This is a genomic window from Aliterella atlantica CENA595, from assembly GCF_000952155.1.
In the GTDB taxonomy this organism is placed as follows: Bacteria; Cyanobacteriota; Cyanobacteriia; order Cyanobacteriales; family Chroococcidiopsidaceae; genus Aliterella; species Aliterella atlantica.
Genome location: NZ_JYON01000035.1, coordinates 36,257 through 54,525, shown reverse-complemented (window position 1 = coordinate 54,525; position 18,269 = coordinate 36,257). Strand labels below are relative to the sequence as shown.

The following is an 18,269-nucleotide window of genomic DNA, read 5'->3' as shown; positions in this document are numbered from 1 at the left end:
CAACAATTGTCACTTGTAGAGGACGAGCCATCTTTTGATCTGAGCTTATTTGCTATTTTTGACTAGCTTAATGCATTAGGCTCACTCAACTTACTTTATTAAGCTACTTTTTACATTAAATTGGTATCAATTCCAACCTATGGTTGATTACTCCTACCCGCAAAAATTGACACCATAGTTATGTATGGTAAGCAGATATAGTCAATATGATTCAATCATGGATGGTAATTGCTGCTGTAACGGCGCTAGTTGCAGTAGGTGGAGTGTTATTTAAACCCCGCGATCTAAAATGGGCTATCGGGTTACGTCGCCCAAAATGGCTAACTTTTGAGCCTTTGATCCCAGTAATTTGGACTGCAATCTTTATTTGTGGTGCTTGGTCGGCTAATATTGTTTGGCAGCAAAATCCAGGTAGCACGAAAATTTGGCTGTTGATGAGCTTATATTTGCTACTTGAGATTGTCACTGTTTCGTACACATCGGTAACTCTAAGGTTACGCAGCTTGCAAGTTGGCACAATTTTGGGTGGAAGCGGTGCAGTTTTGAGCATTATACTTGCCCTAGCTGTTTTCCCAATTTCTCGTCTTGCTGCTGGGTTATTGCTTCCTTACATTATTTGGAGTCCAGTAGGTACTTATACAACAGAAGAAATGATTCAACTCAATCCTGGTGCGGAATAATACATACGTTCAAACCAATGGCTGATGGCTGTTATTAGCCTAAACTGCCAAGATTACAATAGATACCTTGAACGAAAAGTAGCCCAGGGAATGATTAAATCTTGGATGGTTATCGGGGGCGTGACGCTATTGGTAGCGCTGGCGGCTAATTTCTTCACTCCAGGCGATCGCAAGTGGTTTAAGCGCTTGCGCCGCCCCAATTGGCTGACGTTTGAAGCTGCTATCCCCGTAATTTGGACTGTGGTTTTTATTTGCGGTGCATGGTCAGCATATATAGTTTGGGAAGCAACTAATAGCTGGGTATGGATGGGGTTTTACTTACTGTTAGAAATCATCACCATTGCTTATACGCCAGTAATGTTTAGATCGCGCAGCCTCAAAATTGGTACGATTATCGGCGGAACTGGTGCTGTATTAGGTATTTTATTAGCCTTGTCAGTATTATCTATTTCTATTTGGGCGGCTGTATTGCTATTACCATATATAATTTGGAGTCCAATTGGTACATATACTACTTGGCAGATGATGAAACTAAACCCTCAAGACGTGTAGGATATCTACTCTACTCGTCCGTAACGCGCGACAACAGAACTCGCAGGATTAACATTATTACTCAACCAAGCCCACATTTGATCGCCTTTACAGAAATGCCACCATTCGCCAGGATGACGCGCAAAGCCAGCAAAATGCATGACATCGCATAATAGCTGACGATTGTTATGATACTGCTGCTGTGTGAGTAAGCTGCTATTAGCAAAATAATCGGGATGCGATGCTGGCGATAATTCATCAATCGCCGAACCCATATTTACTATTTTCCCTGTATCATCTACCAAAGTAATATCTACCGCCCCGCCCGTACTATGAGGCGGAGGAGTTAGAGGATCTAAACTAGGTAAAGCCCAAATCTGATAAACTTGTTGCCAAATATCTTGCTGCTGCGGTGCTATTAAACTATTAGCATTTAACATCTGCGCTGCAACTACTTGGGCAAAAGTATAATCCACCATAAATTGTTGCACTGCAACTGGGCGATAAGCATCAAAAATTTGGATGCGCCAACCTGGATGTTTTAGCTGTAATTGCGTTTGGGCTTGAATTAAACTGTTTAAAACGCCTTGACGCAAATGATAAGGCGTTTTCCCGTTATAAGTTGCACCTAATAATTGGTATGGATGCGGCGATTCTACGGCAAATAAGTCTAAAGGTATTGGTACAAGCGGTTCGCCGCACTCGACAATTGCAACTTGCTGATATGGTTTCATCGCTTACTTGCTAACTTTTTCAGGTAAAGGTGGAACGGGATCGTATCCACCAGGATGCAAAGGATGACAGCGCAAAATCCGCTGCAAGGCAAGCCTACTACCTTTTAACGCCCCAAATCTTTCAATTGCTTCTATTGCATACATAGAACAAGTGGGATGAAAACGGCAAGTAGGCAAAAATAACGGTGAAATAAAAGCGCGATAGGCACGAATTAGCCATAGTAGCAATATTTTCATAATTTTCCCATCTTCGTGCTGCGAGAATCTACTACATTTAGTATCAGGAGCTTAATTATTTTGAGCGATCGCTTTGATTACTTCTTTGCCTATTTTGGATTCAATCTCACCTTTATGGCTGCAAATTTCCCTAGTAGCAGCCTGGATTGGCGTACTTTTACTTATCGCTTCTATACTTAACCGCTTTAGTAAAAGTGGTAATTCTGAAGCTGTGCGTAAAGTTGTCCATATTGGTACGGGTAATATTATCTTGCTAGCTTGGTGGCTGCATATTCCCGCGAGTGTAAGTATTGGTGCTTCAATTGTAGCGAGTATAGTTACTTTGTTGTCTTACCGCTTTCCTATCCTACCTGGAATCAATAGTGTCGGACGCAAAAGTTTAGGCACGTTTTTCTATGCTGTGAGTATTGGCTTATTGGTTGCTTGGTTTTGGACTATCGAACAACCCCAGTATGCGGTTTTAGGTATATTAGTTATGACGTGGGGTGACGGTTTAGCGGCTTTAGTTGGACAAAAGTTAGGTAAACATCCCTACAAAATTTGGGGCGCACAGAAAAGCTGGGAAGGTTCTAGCGCTATGGCAATTGTTAGCTACATTGTCAGTAGTTTGGTTTTTCTAGGCGTACAAGGCAATATTTGGCAAACTTGGGTTGTTTCTGTGCCTATAGCTTTGGCGGCTACAACTTTGGAAGCTTATAGTTTATATGGCATTGATAATTTAACTGTACCTATAGGTAGCGCTGCTTTAGGCTTTTTTCTAATTGAGATTCTGCCACGTTATCTAGGTTAGTGCGCGATAATTGTCAACACTTCTTAAATTTGTGTAACAATAAGACCTGAGATAGAGTTATCGCTCTTTCTGATTTACTAGCAATATAAGCCTTAGATGAGTTCGTTTAATTTCTCAAGTCCCTTATTACGCGACAAACAAACAGCCTTAGACGTTCAAGATTTGCAGGGAATTTTAAATATCAAGTGGAAGATTTGGAATAAAACGCTATTTTCAGGCTCTTACACGCGGATAGACCAAGTTTTCATCATCTGGGGCTTGCTAGCTGCAATTATCTTTACTACTGCTCAATTTCTGTCTATAAGCTGGACTACTCAAGCAATTTGCTGGTCTACACTGAGCTTAATTGCTACAGCTATTATGGTTGTTTTTACTTGGTTTTGGGTGAGCGTAGAACGTTTGCGCTGGGTTGTTGGTTGTTGGGTGTTGCTAGTGCTAATAGGTATAACTATGACCGATTTGGGAATATTTTTAGGGTGGGGAGAAGTATTGATGCGCTTATGTCCTTTATGGTTAGGATTAAGTGCAATTGGATATTTTTATACAGGCTTGGGATTAAAGTCGCGCACCCTAGTTTTGAATAGCTTAGTGCATTTAGGAGCGATCGCACTTTTACCTTATATTAGCTCTTGGCAATTTCTGGCAACTGGTATAGTTATGGGTTTTAGCTTGCTAATACTCGCTCAATTGCAGTGGGATATGCGATCGCCAATTGAATATAAATTACTAACTTTAGAGCAAAGAGAATTTAACCGCCAACAGCAACAATTACGCAGTGTTTAAACTTTTGTGTAAGACTGCTGCATATATCTAAGGTTATATAGATAATTAAGATGAATGGTATAGAATGAACCTGTTCTACATTACCATATCGGCGCAGGAGTTTTGCTGTTTGTCCTGCTTGTTGCTGCTCTAAGGAGAACGGTGTCCGAGCAGCAGGCGATCGCACATACCAAGCTACAATTTTGGTAAGTCATGGTCCTGTTTAACTAAAAGTGTTGTAGGGTTTTTACCGCTTTCCCCTACTTTATAGTTACTGAGGGGATGTTAAATCGTCCACCAGAACAGCCCAAAGTAACTAACACTATGCCTAAAAAATATTATGAGGTGAAGAGTCTTACTCTTCACCTCATTTGTTATTATTTAAACTTAGTAGCGATTTGCTACCAATCTGCACCCTGCTTGTATGGTTCGCCAGCAAATGGTTGTACGCCAATAATTGGATATTCATCATCAGTAGGACTAAAAATTCTTGCTACTCCTTCCGAAAGATACTGAAGAATGCCAGCGAGCGTTTGGGAAATACTCATAAAACCATCCCCCCAATCTGTAGTAATAGTTACTTAATCAGTATTGTAAGGTTGAATTTTAATCTCAGGTTTAACTCTCAATCATTCGCAAATATTCGCATAATTTGTTCGCTAGTTTTTGCAATACTTTATATTTGCCATTTAGCTAAATAACGCCGCATCTAAAAGTATATCGACAAGCGCCAAGTTTGCCGAGTTATTAGTATAGTCACCATAAATCAAACTTTACAATTGCCTGAATTAGTCTATTTGTCATACCAGATACAGAAAAAGTTGACAGTATTATGGTGAAATGCACTATAATTAGAGAAACCATCTTGATAGAGGTCGCTGCACTATGACAACTTCCCCAGCCTGGGAATGTCTGCACGAAAACCAGCATCAATTATTATCACCGCCAGAATTAACGCTAACCCAAGGGCAAGACTACAGCTTACTGACTGACTTATATCAGTTAACAATGGCAGCTTGCTATGTGGGTGAAGGTGTAGAACAAAAACAAGCAAGTTTTGAATTATTTGCACGACAATTGCCCAAAGGATTTGGTTATGCGATCGCAATGGGCTTGGCGCAAGCTATAGAATATTTAGAAAAGTTCTGTTTTAGCCCATCTGGAATAGCGGCTTTGCAGGCGACGGGAATTTTCGCTCGCGCACCAGAAAGATTTTGGTCTATTTTGGCTGAAGCAAAGTTTACAGGCAATGTCTGGGCTGTACCAGAGGGTACGGCTGTATTTGCCAACGAGCCAATTTTGCGGGTAGAAGCGCCATTATGGCAAGCTCAATTGGTCGAAACTTATCTATTAAATACTATTAATTACCAAACTTTGATTGCTACCAAAGCGGCGCGTTTGCGCGATGTAGCAGGCGCAGAGGCTACTATACTTGAATTTGGTACGCGCCGCGCTTTTAGTCCGCAAGCGTCCTTGTGGGCGGCGCGGGCAGCTTTGGCGGGTGGTTTGAATGCGACATCGAATGTCCTTGCAGCACTGAAATTGGGTCAGCAGCCCAAGGGGACTATGGCTCATGCTTTGGTAATGGCGCTAAGTGCGATGGAGGGAAGTGAGGAACAGGCGTTCACGGCTTTTCATCGCTATTTCCCTGGTGCTAGTTTGTTGATCGATACTTACGATACTTTGGAAGCGGCTGAACTATTGGCAGAAAGGGTAAAGGCTGGGGAAATTGAGGTTCCTGGCGTGCGTCTAGATTCAGGCGATTTGGTGGAGTTATCCCAAAAAGTGCAACGTCTTCTTCCTGGTACTTCTATTTTTGCTAGTGGCGATCTAGATGAGTGGGAAATTAGCCGTTTGCAAGCGAATGGAGCTTGTATTGATGGTTATGGGGTAGGTACTAAGCTGGTTACGGGTGCGCCTGTTAATGGGGTTTATAAGTTGGTGGAGATTGATGGCATTCCGGTGATGAAGGGTTCTAGGGGAAAGGTAAGTTATCCAGGGCGCAAGCAGGTTTGGCGAAGTCTTGTAGGAGGTTTGGTGCAAAAAGATGAATTGGGTTTGGTTGAAGAGGAAAGAGACGGGTTGCCTTTGTTGCAGTTAGTAGTTAAGGAGGGGCAGAGGATGCAATTGCCGGAAGGTTTAGCAGAAATTCGCTCGCGTACGGCGGCTAGTGTGGCTAGTTTGCCTGCGGAGGTTAGAGATATAAGTGTGCCTGGGGGGTTTGAGGTGGAGGTTTCACCAAGGTTGCAGGGGTTGCGGCGGCAGGTGGAGTTGAGGAACGAACCGCGTCAGCGCAGCGAAGCCGCAGGCAAAGGGAGATAGGATGATGAGGGTTGCTTTGTTTGGTACGAGTGCCGATCCGCCTACTTCTGGGCATCAGGCTATTTTAGGTTGGTTGGCGGAGCGTTATGATTGGGTAGCTGTTTGGGCTGCTGATAATCCATTTAAGTCTCATCAAACTGCGCTAGAACATCGCGGGATGATGCTGAGGTTGTTGATTGAGGGAATGCAGCCGCCTCGCCATAATATTGGTTTTCACCCAGAGTTGAGTAGCTATCGAACTTGGGAAACTGTACGGAAGGCTAGGGAAATTTGGGATAATGATATTGAGTTTACTTTAGTAATTGGCTCGGATTTGGCGCAGCAATTACCTAAATGGTATAAGGTTGAAGATTTGTTAAAGCAAGTGCGGCTTTTGATTGTGCCGCGACCAGGATATATGCTGGATGAGGGGGTTTTGCAGCAATTACGACAGTTGGGGGCAGATGTGGCGATCGCTGACCTAATTGGCTTAGATGTATCTTCTACTGCTTTTCGCGATCGTGGCGATACTCAGGCTGTAACTCCTCCAATTAAAGATTATATTCATCAAGAGCATTTGTACGAATGCCAGGACGTACCCAAAGAAAGTTTACCGATTCGCTAGGCAAGCAACCTTTAGCTGATTTTAAGGTGGGGGTTGATAATGCGATCTTTTCTGTCGATACTTCGCAAAATCGATTGTTGGTTTTGTTGGTGATGCGCCATCAAGAGCCTTTTTTGAATTATTGGGGGCTTCCTGGTACTCTGGTGCGTCAAGGTGAGTCGCTAGAAGATGCTGCTTATCGGATTTTGGCTGAGAAAATTAAGGTAAAAAATCTGTATTTGGAGCAGTTATATACTTTTGGCGGACCAAATCGCGATCCGCGTGAGTCTGTAGACTCTTTTGGCGTTCGCTATCTGTCTGTAAGCTATTTTGCTTTGGTGCGGTTTGAGGAAGCCGAGTTGATTGCTGATGGCGTAAGCGGAATTGCTTGGTATCCGGTGAAGGATTTGCCGCAGTTGGCTTTTGACCATAGCGATATTTTGGCTTACGGTCATCGGCGGCTAAAAAATAAGTTGGAGTATAGTCCTGTCGCTTTTGAAGTGTTGCCTGAGTTGTTTACTTTGAGCGACCTTTATCAACTTTATGCGACGGTGCTAGGAGATAATTTTGCCGATTATTCCAATTTTAGGGCGCGGCTACTCAAGTTAGGTTTTTTGTCTGATACCAAAGTTAAGGTATCGCGGGGTGCAGGTCGTCCAGCTACTTTGTATCGTTTTGATGCGGAAGCGTTTGCGCCGTTTAAAGATAAGCCTTTGGTGTTTATTTAGCTTTTTGTTATGAAAATTGCGATCGCTCAACTCAATCCAACTATTGGCGATTTATCAGGCAATGCAGCCCAAATTCTTGAAGCTGCACGTCAAGCTGCAAGCCAAAATGTCAGTTTACTACTAACCCCAGAACTATCCTTATGCGGCTATCCACCTAGAGATTTGTTGCTCAATCCTAGTTTTGTGGAGCTAATGACAGCAACTTTGCAACAATTAGCAGTAGATTTGCCGCCAGAAGTGGCTGTATTAGTAGGTTGCGTGCAAGTAAATGAAAAGTCGCATACCTATGGCGGTAAACCATTATTTAATAGTGCTGCTTTACTCTACCAAGGCAAAATCGAGCAGGTTTTTCACAAGCGGCTTTTACCTAACTACGATGTCTTTGACGAATATCGCTACTTTGAGCCTGGTTTGCAAGTTAACTCGTTTGCTTTCTCCTCATTGAAAATCGGCGTGACTATTTGCGAAGATTTTTGGAACGATGAGGATTTTTGGGGCAAACGCAGTTATGCAATTAATCCAATTGCCGATTTAGCAGCTTTAAATGTAGATTTGATTGTTAATTTGTCAGCGTCTCCTTATAGTGCGGCAAAGCCTCACTTACGCGAAGCAATGCTGCGACATTCTGCTACTCGCTATCAAAAACCAATTCTCTATGCCAACCAAGTAGGGGCAAATGACGACTTAATTTTTGATGGTTGTAGTGTCGGCTTTAACCGCCAAGGCGAAGTGATCTATCGCGCTAGTGCATTTGCAGCCGATTTGGTCGTAGTAGAATTTGATGAGGCAACGCAAGATTTACAGCCTAGTCTAGTTGCGCCTATGCCAGAAACAGAAGACGAAGAAATCTGGCAAGCTTTAGTTTTGGGCGTACGCGACTATAGCCGCAAATGTGGTTTTACTAAAGTAGTTATTGGTTTAAGTGGTGGAATTGATTCAGCATTAGTAGCTGCGATCGCAACTTCAGCTTTAGGTAAGGAAAATGTCTTAGGCGTATTGATGCCTTCTCCTTATAGTTCGGATCATTCTATTAGCGATGCGCTGCAAGTAGCTAAAAACTTGGGCATAACAACTCAAACTTTGCCAATTGGCGAATTGATGCAAGGTTACGACACAACATTAGCACCTCTATTTGCTGGTACAGAATTTAGCTTGGCAGAAGAGAATATTCAATCGCGGATTCGGGGTAACTTGTTAATGGCGATCGCTAATAAGTTTGGCTATCTGCTACTGTCTACTGGTAATAAGTCAGAAATGGCTGTGGGCTATTGTACCTTGTACGGCGATATGAATGGGGGATTAGCTGCGATCGCTGATGTTCCCAAAACTCGCGTCTACTCTATCTGTAACTGGTTAAACCGCATTACTGAAACTATCCCAACCAACATCCTAATTAAGCCTCCTAGCGCCGAACTCAAACCTGGACAAGTAGACGCTGATTCATTGCCGCCTTACGATGTTTTGGATGATATTTTGCAACGCTTAATTCACAACTATCAATCAGCCTCACAAATTGTTGCTGCTGGACATAATCCTGCTATTGTCGATCGGGTTTTAAAATTGGTAGCAAAGTCAGAATTTAAGCGCAGACAAGCACCACCAGGACTAAAAATTACCGATCGCGCATTTGGCACGGGCTGGCGAATGCCAATTGCTAATAAGTGGATAGATGCAAGTACGCATCAGCTAAAACTATCTCTACCTGTGCCAATTAATCCATAAAGAAAAAAGCCCGATTGTACGGGCTTTTCATAGTTTCCGGCAGCAATTTATGCTGGAAACGTGCCTAAATTGCTGTAAATTGGCTCAACTTATTGTGAGCTAGCAAGGAAATTTATGATGCTATTTCCGCCATTGCGTCCAACAGCCGGAATCTCTAGTAATTGGTCTGTAGCTTGTGCGTTACCGCTATCTGTATTAGAGTTTCGATCTCCAGGGTGTCCGTTAGGGACAAATAGCTGCGGATGATCGAAAGGCGCTCTTTGATAACGCACGCGATCGTCAGTTAGAGATTTGAGGAAATCTACAAGATCCGCTTTATTTTCAGCACTCAAATTCAAGTTCTGAATATCTGCATCCAAGTTATCAATGTTTTGCTCGTGAAAATCTCCGCCTCGATTGTAAAACTCAACTACTTGCTCTAGAGTTAACTGCCCGCCATTGTGAAAATAAGGAGCAGTAAGCTCTACATTCCGCAGTCCAGGAGTTTTGAAGGCTCCATCTGCGGCTATTCGTTGGGTAGCACTCACCTTGATGTTGGGTTTTTCGCCTAGAAGTTTCTCAAACAGCCCTTTTTGAGCTAGCCGAGACTCGGAAAGTGGGTTGCCGAAGGGGTCGTTACCACCTACACCTAAATCCTCAGAAGTAGGTCTAACGGCGATGTTGTAGAAACCATTGTCATAAATTGCTTCTTCACTATCGCCCATAATCATGCGTTCGAGTCGTTCGTCCTTGACATTTTTCACTGAAGCATTGGTAAATTCTGCTCCACCATGACAGTTGATACACTTACCCTGATTTTGGAAGACTTCTAGACCTCGCTTTTGGCGATCGCTCAAAGCCGAAGCATTGCCATCAAAATACTGGTCAAAGGGTGAATTGTTTGAAACTAATGTAGACTCATAAGCTTGAACTGCTAGCCCAAAAAACAGCGAAAAATTGTACTCCATCAGCGTGTACTGAATGGTACTCAATGCCCCTGCTGGCTTGCGGAGAATTGTGCGATCGCCAGTAGTAGGATCTACTTGGACGATCAAATTAGAACGCCACCACTCCGGCTTAAATGCCTGTTGGATTAGCGTTGCATACGTTGCCACATTCAACCCTAGTTGAGAGGCTCGACTGTAACTACCAAGCACGCTATCGTCTGTAGCAACAAGCTGTTTGCCGAGCGGTCTTAGCACAGTTAGCTTTTTACCTAACTTTCTCCCTACTCTTTTGAGAGGTCGAAGAGGCTTGGAAGGCTTGGGAGACTTAGGTGGTTTGGCTTGTTTGGCTACGTCGCTACTAACACCAGATAGGCTATCTACATTGACTACTCCAGAAGAGTCTTTAATCACCTCTTGGGTAGTAGCTTCGATTACTGTAACTTCACCTGTAGTTTCAGACAAAGTAGCTCTAAGAGGTGCGATCGGCAAACTTTCAGCCGCCGTCTCGAAGGCGCTAAGTGGTGGACCGACTGCTTGGGAAGCTAGAGACGAATTTTTTAAATTAACACGCACATCCAATATTCGATTGGGGTTAGTCGCTTTTAAAACAAAAGCATTAGGATCTCTCGAGCCGAACTCGTTTACACCATTAAAAATATTCTGAGCGCGTCCATCCCAGAAGTTGCGGAAGTTGAAAACGGCGTTGATTGTGCTTGGGGAGTTGCGACCCGTTACTTGACGAACGTTGGTACTATTGACATTGAAGACATCATCTTTGAGTGGCGTAACAATATCTTGAGCGCTGCCAGGATTTACATCCACATACTTTGCCTTAAAGACTCCTTGATCGCCAGTAATATCGTTACTATCAGCTATAACTGTTGAAGAACGGTTGTTGGAATCTGATAGCTTGTGGAATGGATAATCTGCTGCTGTTAGTTGGTAATTTGGATTGCCTCCAATGTCAAACACATTTCCCGCTCCTGGATTGAGTTGATTTTTGGATCTATTGTCTGCGCCAGCATGAAAGTGACAGCTAGCACAAGACTGGATGCCATCGCTACCAAGCTGCATATCCCAAAACAAAGATTTTCCCAGCGCGATCGCTGCTGTTTTGTTTTGTACGAAGTCTTTGAGGTTATCTGGCTCTGGAATTGATACTGTTTTGAGCGAGGCTAAAGGTTGAGAAGGTCCTGGATCTATTATCTGTGCTGACACTGTATGTCCTGCCAGAATAGTCGCCACTACCAGCGCCGCGATCGCACTGTACCTTTTTACTTTATTTGACCAGTTAGATAATAACTGTCTTAATGTCGCGATCTGAGCAGCTATTGTTGCTACCAAGTTAATCCTCTCAAATAGCTTCAATAGCCGTGTTTTTGCGGCATTAATTCGGTCGTTTTTTTTCTTGCCTAAAACTAAATTGGTGTCTTTACCCCCCTGTTCCTGATGTAGATCCTTGTGACTACTGTTATTCCCCTTGCTCATCTTTTCTAAGTATGAATTCAAAAATTTTGCATGGATTTACTTCAGGCTCAATTTTTAAAAATTATGCTATTTACATAGATTATTGCTATTTTCAAGCAACATCTTTGCATCAAGAGTATGTTCTAAATGCTAAGAAAGTCTACATAGATAATTTTGTATTGAGCTAGACGATCTAGACAGTAGATGCTGAGGATTCCCTGGTTTTAACTATACTCTTATCGGTAATAAAGTATTTTTTAACTTTGAATAAATAAATTTCATAAATATTAATTTTGTGGCAATGCTTTCTCTTAATGATTTAGAGATTGTACTTAATACCAATGTATTAATGCCAACACATTTTTATTGAACTTAGCTGAGAATACTTGGAATGGGTAGACTTAATTCCTGTCTCAATCTTTAATTCAATAAACATAATTTGATGACTATAAAGCAATTTCTACTTAATATTTAAATCACTACAGGTAGGCTTTAATTGCTAAGTAAATTTTATTTAATAAAAACAAAAAAAATTCTAGTTTAATCCTTGCACTGCAAGTATTTACAGATTTTTAGGCAAGCAAAATAGTAAATTTGAAAATCTTTACAAAATTTAGAGTTGCTATTTTGAAAACTTCAATAAATAACCTTTAATCTATATAACTAAGTAATTGAATAAAGTAGAAATAGCGATCGCTCTGTCAAACTAGATATTTAGTTGCTCAGGCGATCGCGCTTCAGCAATGCTAGTGTAAGGAAAACACGCACAAAGCGCTACATTCATGACTGCTGCTGTCTCCCTGCAAAACGTCCACAAGGTATATAACAACCTCACTGTAGTCAACGATTTATCATTTGAGATTCAAGCTGGGGAAATGTTTGGTTTACTTGGACCTAACGGGGCAGGAAAATCTACTACAATTCGGATGCTGACAACGCTTACCAAACCTACCCAGGGACAAATCGAGGTAGCTGGGTTTGATATAGTGCGGCAACCATTGCAAGCAAAACAAAATATCGGTGTAGTGTTGCAGCAAACTAGCGTAGATGGCGATCTATCGGTTTGGGAAAATATGGAGTTACACGGGCGCTTGCATCATATCCGCAACCCGCAGCGCCAACAATTAATTAATCAATGGCTGGAATATGTAGAACTTGCAGATAGACAAGGCGATTTAGTTAAAACGTTGTCTGGTGGAATGAAACGACGCTTGCAAATTGCTAGGGCGCTATTGCATCAACCACAAATCTTATTTTTAGATGAACCTACTGTCGGGCTAGATCCGCAAACTAGAAGGCGACTGTGGGAAATTATCTTAGATTTGAATAAGCAGGGTATGACAATGCTGCTCACAACTCATTATATGGATGAAGTCGAGTATCTCTGCGATCGCATTGGCATTATGGATGGCGGCAAATTAATTTCCTTGGGAACGCTAGCACAGCTAAAATCTCAGTATGGAGAAGGGCTAGTAATGAAACAAGTAGGAGATCGCTGGAAATATCTCTTTTTCCCCGATTTACCCCAAGCCAACGCTTATCTCGATCGCCAAAGCGATAAAACAGGAATGATGGTACGTCCTTCTAACTTAGAAGATATTTTTGTCGAACTTACAGGTAGACAACTAGATTAAGATTGCTGCAATTTTCGTAGTGCAGCTTCTACTCGTGTTAAGCCTTCTAATTGCCCTCTTTGCTTGTATAGTTCGTGGGCGCGGGTGAAGGCTGCGATCGCATCAGTGCTTTGCCCTTGCTGTTGCAGCGCCAATCCTAAGTTGTAGTAAGCGTTGCCGTTTTCAGGAGATAAAATTATCAGCCGTTTGTATGCTGCAATTGCTGGCTTTAATTCTCCCCTAGATAACAAAATATTGCCGATCGCTTCTTGTGCTGTAACTAAATTTGGTTCTACCGCCAGCGCTCTACTATATTCTTGCAAAGCGCCGTCTAGATTGTTTTGCTCTTTCAGTATATTGGCAATGGCTAAATGAACTTTGGCATTGTCTGGTTCTAGAAGAGCTACTTGTTGTAGAGTTAATAATCCCGCCGTTGTGTTGTTTTGCTTCAACCAAGCATTGGCTAAAGCTAGGAGCGTGCTGCTGTTTTTAGGATCTATAGTTGCTGACTTTTGTAAAACGGCTGTTGCTTCTTGGATGCGTCCTTGTTGGAGTAATATTTCGCCCAATAAACCGTAAGCACTAGCATTTTCAGGGTCTAGCGCTAAAGCTTGTTTGTAGGCGGAGATTGCACCACTGTAATTTCCTTGACGTAATAGAATTACGCCTAATCCTAGATGAGCATTAGCATTATCGCTATCTAACTCGGTAGTGCGCTGATATGCTGCTGCTGCGCCTGCATTTTCTCCCAATTTTCCCAAACTATAACCCAAGGCATATTGAAAATCTGCGTTATTTGGCTCTAGCTTTACTGCTTCGCGGTATGCTAGTGCTGCCGCCCAATAATTGCCTTGACGTGCTTGTAAATAGCCGATCCCAGAGTAAATGCGGGGGTTACTTTTTTCTATGGCTGCAGCTTTTTGATATAGGGCGATCGCTCCTGATAGGTTTCCTTGTTCTACTAACTTCCGCCCTTGCTCTAGTAATTTATTTAACTGTTGACTATTTGTTTGTGCTACTACTACCTCTGCTTGAACCTCACTCGGCATGACAACAGCAAATCCTCCTAGCAGCATGAAAATAGTTACTAATAATGTTTGTCTTTGCACGAGTAGTATTCTCTTAACTTTACAAAAAGTTACGAATTAAACAATTTCATTTACATTAAATCAGAAAGCAGCAATTTTGGAAACAGGCAGGGATTGTCTCAGGGTAACTTTGTGAGGAAACTAGGAACAAATTAGTTGTAGCGATCGCTAACGTTGTTAACATTCTGTTATTTAATCGATATTCTGCATTGCTTGTAAGAATTTATTGAGCTTATTACCTCCACTCGCAATGAATAAAAGAGTATATTCGACAGGACTTGCAAGAGTTAGGTTATTTTGTTTTGCCTACAGTTTTTCTCTCATTAAGCTCGCCTTTATCAACTTTCAATTCTTAAGATTATGAGTATTTAGTTACTGTTTTGGATGAATTAATCACAATCAAATAATAAACTTATTCCTAAAGGTAGACGAACGAAATATTTCTACTGACAGATAGTTAAATTAACATTTTTTATTTAGACTAAAGCTCGAACTGGAAGCATTAATTAATTCTAAATAAGCTAACGAACAGGGTAAGTTGAATATGTCATACGTTAATAGACCAATCGACGATGTAATTACAGAACCGGGAGCTACAAGTAAAGTTGTAGATTATCACGATCGCGTTAGATGGGGTCCTATCTTTTCAGGTTTAGTAGTCGCCCTAGCATCTCAACTTGTTTTAAGCGCACTTGGCGCAGCGATCGGTACAGGCTTTCTTTCTGATTCAGGCGCACCAAGATCCAATGCAGGTGATGTCGGTACTGGCGTTGGCATTTGGTCGATAATTAGTTTATTAATATCGCTGTTTATCGGCGGTTGGTTTACAAGCCGCGCTTGCGGTCCGATGAATCGCAGTACAGCTTTACTAAATGGCACAATTTTGTGGGCAACAACTTTAGCTCTAAGTTCTTGGTTATTGGCAAGTGGAGTTAGCGGTGCTTTTGGACTAGCAACTAACGCACTTTCTAACGCTGCAGGAGCAATTACAGACCAAGTACAGCAGCAAGGTGGCGTAAACGTACCTAATGCACCCAATGTTACTGCTCAAGACACTCGTAACATCGCTCAAGGCGCAACTAATGCGCTGTGGTCGTTCTTCTTTGGTTCTTTGTTAGGTTTGGCAGCATCAATGATTGGAGCGGCGGCTGGTGCGCGTAAACCAAGAGCTAACTACTAAAAAGTAATTTATTGTCAAATAAAATACAAAAAGCACTTTGAACAAAGTGCTTTTTTGTTTGCTGTCAATTGCACGAGCTGCACTTGCTTTCACTATTTGCAAACCGATATCAATTGCTGCATAGCCTTGTTTATTTGCAGTCAGCGACAGCGTTAAAGCGAATATGAGAAGTTTCACTTCGATCCCAACTGGGGTAAATAGTTTTGAACCAGCGAGTTTTAAGTTATTTTGGGTTTTGATTTCTCAATGTTTCTCGCCTTCTCCTCTACTTGAATGGCTTCGGCGACACGCTTGAGACGATGCAATTGCGATCGCATATCGGTTTTGGTTAAGTAGGAAGCAAATATATTGAAACCAGTGCGAATTACAGGGTTAGATATTTCAAATGTAAAGCAATTAACTAGCCTAGTGCCTTGGGATACTTCCTGACATTCCCAACGATCGCTGCCTTGAAAAAAGCCCGCAAATCCCCAGACAATTAAGCCTGGTTTTCTTTCTAAGATTACAGCTTCTAAAGTTGGCTTAACTAGAGGAATAAGAATTATAAAGCGGCTGCGACTACCTACCTCTGTACTCCACTCGCCTACAGGTTCGCAACGCAAAGCTGGGTTGAGCCATTTATGCATGAGAGTGCGATCGCTAATACAATGTTCTACTATTGTCGGGCTAGCATTAATTTCTATTGAGTTTTTAAATTGCTGATTTGCCATATAATGCTGAAATTTTGGAACGCGATCGCCAAAATTAGACGGTTCTTCAATATAACTTAACTTAATATATCTAGGTTCTAAACCCGATCGTAAGTATTCTGAGCTACCAAAATATAACGAATAGCTTAATTTTTCCTGTTATTTATCCATAAAGGTAGATGCGTAAGTATAAAATTCAGCATCACTCTGTATAGAGAAATATTATTCTGCATTGCTAGCTAATTTACTTATCTAAAGAAAGTAGATTAAATAAGTTTGATGTGGGATTGTGCTTGAAATAGGAGTTATTTGCAGAAAAGTTGCTGGGATTTTTTCCTACCGTCATCTAACCTAAACTGACAAAAACTTATGAATGTGAATTGGCAAGGGATTACTCTATTTACGAGTAATGATGTATCAATGAGAACCCAACAAATAATAGGGCAAATTACACCTGCACCTGGAATCGATCCTGCTAGACCAGGAGAAGTAGTCAATCAAAGCGTTGACTATTTTCAAGGAATTGTGCAAAACCTACTGGCATTTATTCCTAACTTGCTAGCTGCGGTAGTAATTTTGTTAGTAGGTTTGATTATTGCCTCAATTGTGAAAGCGATAATTAAGGGCATCCTCAATCGGACTAATATAGATAACCGAATTGCTGCTGGAGTCATGGGGCGAAGCGATCGCGCAGATTTACCGAAAGTAGAAGATTTAATCGGTAGTATTGCGTACTGGATAGTTATCTTATTTACAGCAGTAGCCGTCTTACAAACGCTGCAATTAGAAGTAGTATCTAGACCGCTAGGTACTTTTTTGAATCAACTAATTGGCTTTTTACCCAGGCTATTAGGCGCTTTGATATTTTTAGGGGTGGCGTGGGTCATTGCTACCATTGTCAAGTTGATAACAACACGCGGCTTGCAAGCGGCTAGGTTGGACGAGCGTTTAAATCAGCGACCTGCTGGCGAGCCTCCAGAACCAAATCAGTTATCTTTAAGCGATACAATTGGCAATGCCTTGTATTGGTTCATTTTTTTACTGTTTCTAATTCCGATTCTAGATACATTAGGTCTGCAACAAGCTTTGCAACCAGTTGAGAATCTAGTTAGTGAAATACTGTCAATTTTGCCCAATATTCTAGCTGCAATCTTAATTGCTGGTGCAGGTTGGGTGTTAGCGCAAGTAGTACGCCGGATTGTTACCAACTTGCTAGCAGGGACAGGCGTAGATAGCGCCGGAGAAAGATTTGGTTTGCGCCGCACAGCAGGAGGACAAACTCTATCGGGAATTATTGGCACAATTGTGTATGTGTTGATTTTAATTCCTGTAGCGATCGCCGCCCTCAATGCCCTGCAAATTGCCGCGATCTCTGTACCAGCGATCGCCATGTTGCAGCAAATCCTCAATGCGTTACCAGGAATATTTACCGCAGCATTGATTTTGATTGCGGCTTACTTTATCGGGCGCTTTTTAGCCGATTTAGTTACAAGTATTCTCACAAGCTTAGGCTTCAACAATATTTTCTCAATCTTAGGTCTACCCTCACCCACCAGACGAAGGGTTGTACCCCCACCATCACCGCCATCGCCGCAGGTTGTTGTTACATCACCAACTGAGCAACGTACAGTCTTGCAATCTGATACAACATCCCAACCGCTAGCAACTAGAACGCCATCAGAACTTGTTGGCATCATTACCTTAGTAGGAATTATGCTGTTTGCTACCTTAGCAGCAGTAAATATCCTCAATATTCCGGCACTAACATTGTTAGTAGGCGGCATTGTAGTTATATTAGGGCGAATCTTAGCTGGATTGGTTGTATTTGCGATTGGATTATTCCTAGCAAACTTAGTGTTCAACCTTATTACCAGTTCAGGCGATCGCCAAGCGCAAATTTTAGGACAAGTTGCTCGAATTGCAATTATTGCCTTTGTATCTGCCTTAGCCCTAAATCAAATGGGTATTGCTAGCGATATCGTGAATTTAGCCTTTGGCTTGCTATTAGGTGCTTTAGCAGTCGCGCTGGCGCTTGCCTTTGGTTTAGGCGGACGCGATATTGCCAAAGAGCAAACTAGAGAGTTACTAGAATCATTCAAGCAACAACGCAACCAACCACCGCGAGTTTAACAGTGACCAGTGACCAGTGACCAGTGACCAGTTGATATATCTGTGGGTTTAATTGCCACTTTTCTAAACGTCTCTAAACTATTAGAT

Annotated in this window: 17 protein-coding genes; 11 read left to right on the top strand and 6 right to left on the bottom strand. The window is 42.0% G+C overall.

Annotated elements, in window-relative coordinates:
* Positions 1 to 206 precede the first annotated feature (206 nt).
* A complete protein-coding gene (locus UH38_RS22350) occupies positions 207 to 680 on the top strand; it encodes a TspO/MBR family protein (RefSeq protein ID WP_045056913.1) in 474 nt (157 codons plus the stop codon).
* 90 nt (positions 681 to 770) lie between these two features.
* On the top strand, positions 771 to 1,232 hold the full coding sequence (locus tag UH38_RS22345; RefSeq protein ID WP_045056919.1) for a TspO/MBR family protein: 462 nt from the start codon (positions 771 to 773) through the stop codon (positions 1,230 to 1,232).
* A gap of 5 nt (positions 1,233 to 1,237) precedes the next feature.
* On the opposite strand, the gene UH38_RS22340 is transcribed toward UH38_RS22345, so the two are convergent.
* Positions 1,238 to 1,945, bottom strand: a complete 708-nt coding sequence (locus tag UH38_RS22340; protein ID WP_045056912.1) for a M15 family metallopeptidase — start codon at positions 1,943 to 1,945, stop codon at positions 1,238 to 1,240.
* Positions 1,946 to 1,948: 3 nt separating this feature from the next.
* On the bottom strand, positions 1,949 to 2,182 hold the full coding sequence (gene yidD / locus UH38_RS22335) for a membrane protein insertion efficiency factor YidD (RefSeq protein ID WP_045056911.1): 234 nt from the start codon (positions 2,180 to 2,182) through the stop codon (positions 1,949 to 1,951).
* Positions 2,183 to 2,255: 73 nt separating this feature from the next.
* Here yidD and UH38_RS22330 point away from each other — a divergent pair, with 73 nt between their 5' ends.
* Positions 2,256 to 2,972 (top strand): diacylglycerol/polyprenol kinase family protein, encoded by a 717-nt coding sequence (locus UH38_RS22330; protein WP_045056910.1) that lies wholly within the window; start codon positions 2,256 to 2,258, stop codon positions 2,970 to 2,972.
* Between the two features lie 96 nt (positions 2,973 to 3,068).
* Entirely contained in the window at positions 3,069 to 3,755 is a 687-nt protein-coding gene (locus UH38_RS22325) for a hypothetical protein (RefSeq protein WP_045056909.1), read from the top strand.
* A gap of 380 nt (positions 3,756 to 4,135) precedes the next feature.
* Here UH38_RS22325 and UH38_RS25185 read toward each other — a convergent pair whose 3' ends face one another.
* Positions 4,136 to 4,282, bottom strand: a complete 147-nt coding sequence (locus UH38_RS25185; RefSeq protein ID WP_063124297.1) for a hypothetical protein — start codon at positions 4,280 to 4,282, stop codon at positions 4,136 to 4,138.
* Positions 4,283 to 4,619: 337 nt separating this feature from the next.
* On the opposite strand from UH38_RS25185, the gene UH38_RS22320 reads away from it, so the two are divergent.
* The 4 genes from UH38_RS22320 to UH38_RS22305 are packed head-to-tail and all read left to right on the top strand — an operon-like array spanning position 4,620 to position 9,089.
* Positions 4,620 to 6,056 (top strand): nicotinate phosphoribosyltransferase, encoded by a 1,437-nt coding sequence (locus tag UH38_RS22320; RefSeq protein WP_045056908.1) that lies wholly within the window; start codon positions 4,620 to 4,622, stop codon positions 6,054 to 6,056.
* Positions 6,057 to 6,060: 4 nt separating this feature from the next.
* Positions 6,061 to 6,660 carry a nicotinate-nucleotide adenylyltransferase gene (locus UH38_RS22315; protein WP_082065497.1) on the top strand — a complete coding sequence of 200 codons (600 nt, stop codon included), beginning with the start codon at positions 6,061 to 6,063 and terminating at the stop codon, positions 6,658 to 6,660.
* The gene (locus tag UH38_RS22310; protein ID WP_045056906.1) at positions 6,621 to 7,367 is read left to right on the top strand and encodes an NUDIX hydrolase; all 747 of its coding nucleotides are present in this window, start codon (positions 6,621 to 6,623) and stop codon (positions 7,365 to 7,367) included. Before UH38_RS22315 ends, UH38_RS22310 begins: the two co-directional genes overlap by 40 nt.
* Positions 7,368 to 7,376: 9 nt before the next feature.
* Positions 7,377 to 9,089 (top strand): NAD+ synthase, encoded by a 1,713-nt coding sequence (locus UH38_RS22305; protein ID WP_045056905.1) that lies wholly within the window; start codon positions 7,377 to 7,379, stop codon positions 9,087 to 9,089.
* 89 nt (positions 9,090 to 9,178) lie between these two features.
* Here the strand turns inward: UH38_RS22305 and UH38_RS22300 are convergent, their stop codons facing one another.
* A complete protein-coding gene (locus tag UH38_RS22300; protein ID WP_082065493.1) occupies positions 9,179 to 11,503 on the bottom strand; it encodes a cytochrome c peroxidase in 2,325 nt (774 codons plus the stop codon).
* Between the two features lie 761 nt (positions 11,504 to 12,264).
* Between UH38_RS22300 and UH38_RS22295 the strand changes: the two genes are divergently transcribed.
* Positions 12,265 to 13,116, top strand: coding sequence for an ABC transporter ATP-binding protein (locus UH38_RS22295; RefSeq protein ID WP_045056904.1), 852 nt, complete (start codon positions 12,265 to 12,267; stop codon positions 13,114 to 13,116).
* Here the strand turns inward: UH38_RS22295 and UH38_RS22290 are convergent.
* Positions 13,113 to 14,204: a tetratricopeptide repeat protein gene (locus UH38_RS22290; RefSeq protein WP_082065490.1), complete on the bottom strand. Its 1,092-nt coding sequence runs from the start codon at positions 14,202 to 14,204 to the stop codon at positions 13,113 to 13,115. The genes UH38_RS22295 and UH38_RS22290 overlap by 4 nt on opposite strands.
* A gap of 523 nt (positions 14,205 to 14,727) precedes the next feature.
* Here UH38_RS22290 and UH38_RS22285 point away from each other — a divergent pair.
* Entirely contained in the window at positions 14,728 to 15,363 is a 636-nt protein-coding gene (locus UH38_RS22285) for a hypothetical protein (RefSeq protein ID WP_045056902.1), read from the top strand.
* A gap of 218 nt (positions 15,364 to 15,581) precedes the next feature.
* On the opposite strand, the gene UH38_RS22280 is transcribed toward UH38_RS22285, so the two are convergent.
* Positions 15,582 to 16,073, bottom strand: a complete 492-nt coding sequence (locus UH38_RS22280) for an SRPBCC family protein (protein WP_045056901.1) — start codon at positions 16,071 to 16,073, stop codon at positions 15,582 to 15,584.
* Positions 16,074 to 16,421: 348 nt separating this feature from the next.
* On the opposite strand from UH38_RS22280, the gene UH38_RS22275 reads away from it, so the two are divergent.
* Positions 16,422 to 18,182, top strand: coding sequence for a mechanosensitive ion channel (locus tag UH38_RS22275; RefSeq protein WP_045056900.1), 1,761 nt, complete (start codon positions 16,422 to 16,424; stop codon positions 18,180 to 18,182).
* The last annotated feature ends 87 nt before the right edge of the window (positions 18,183 to 18,269 follow it).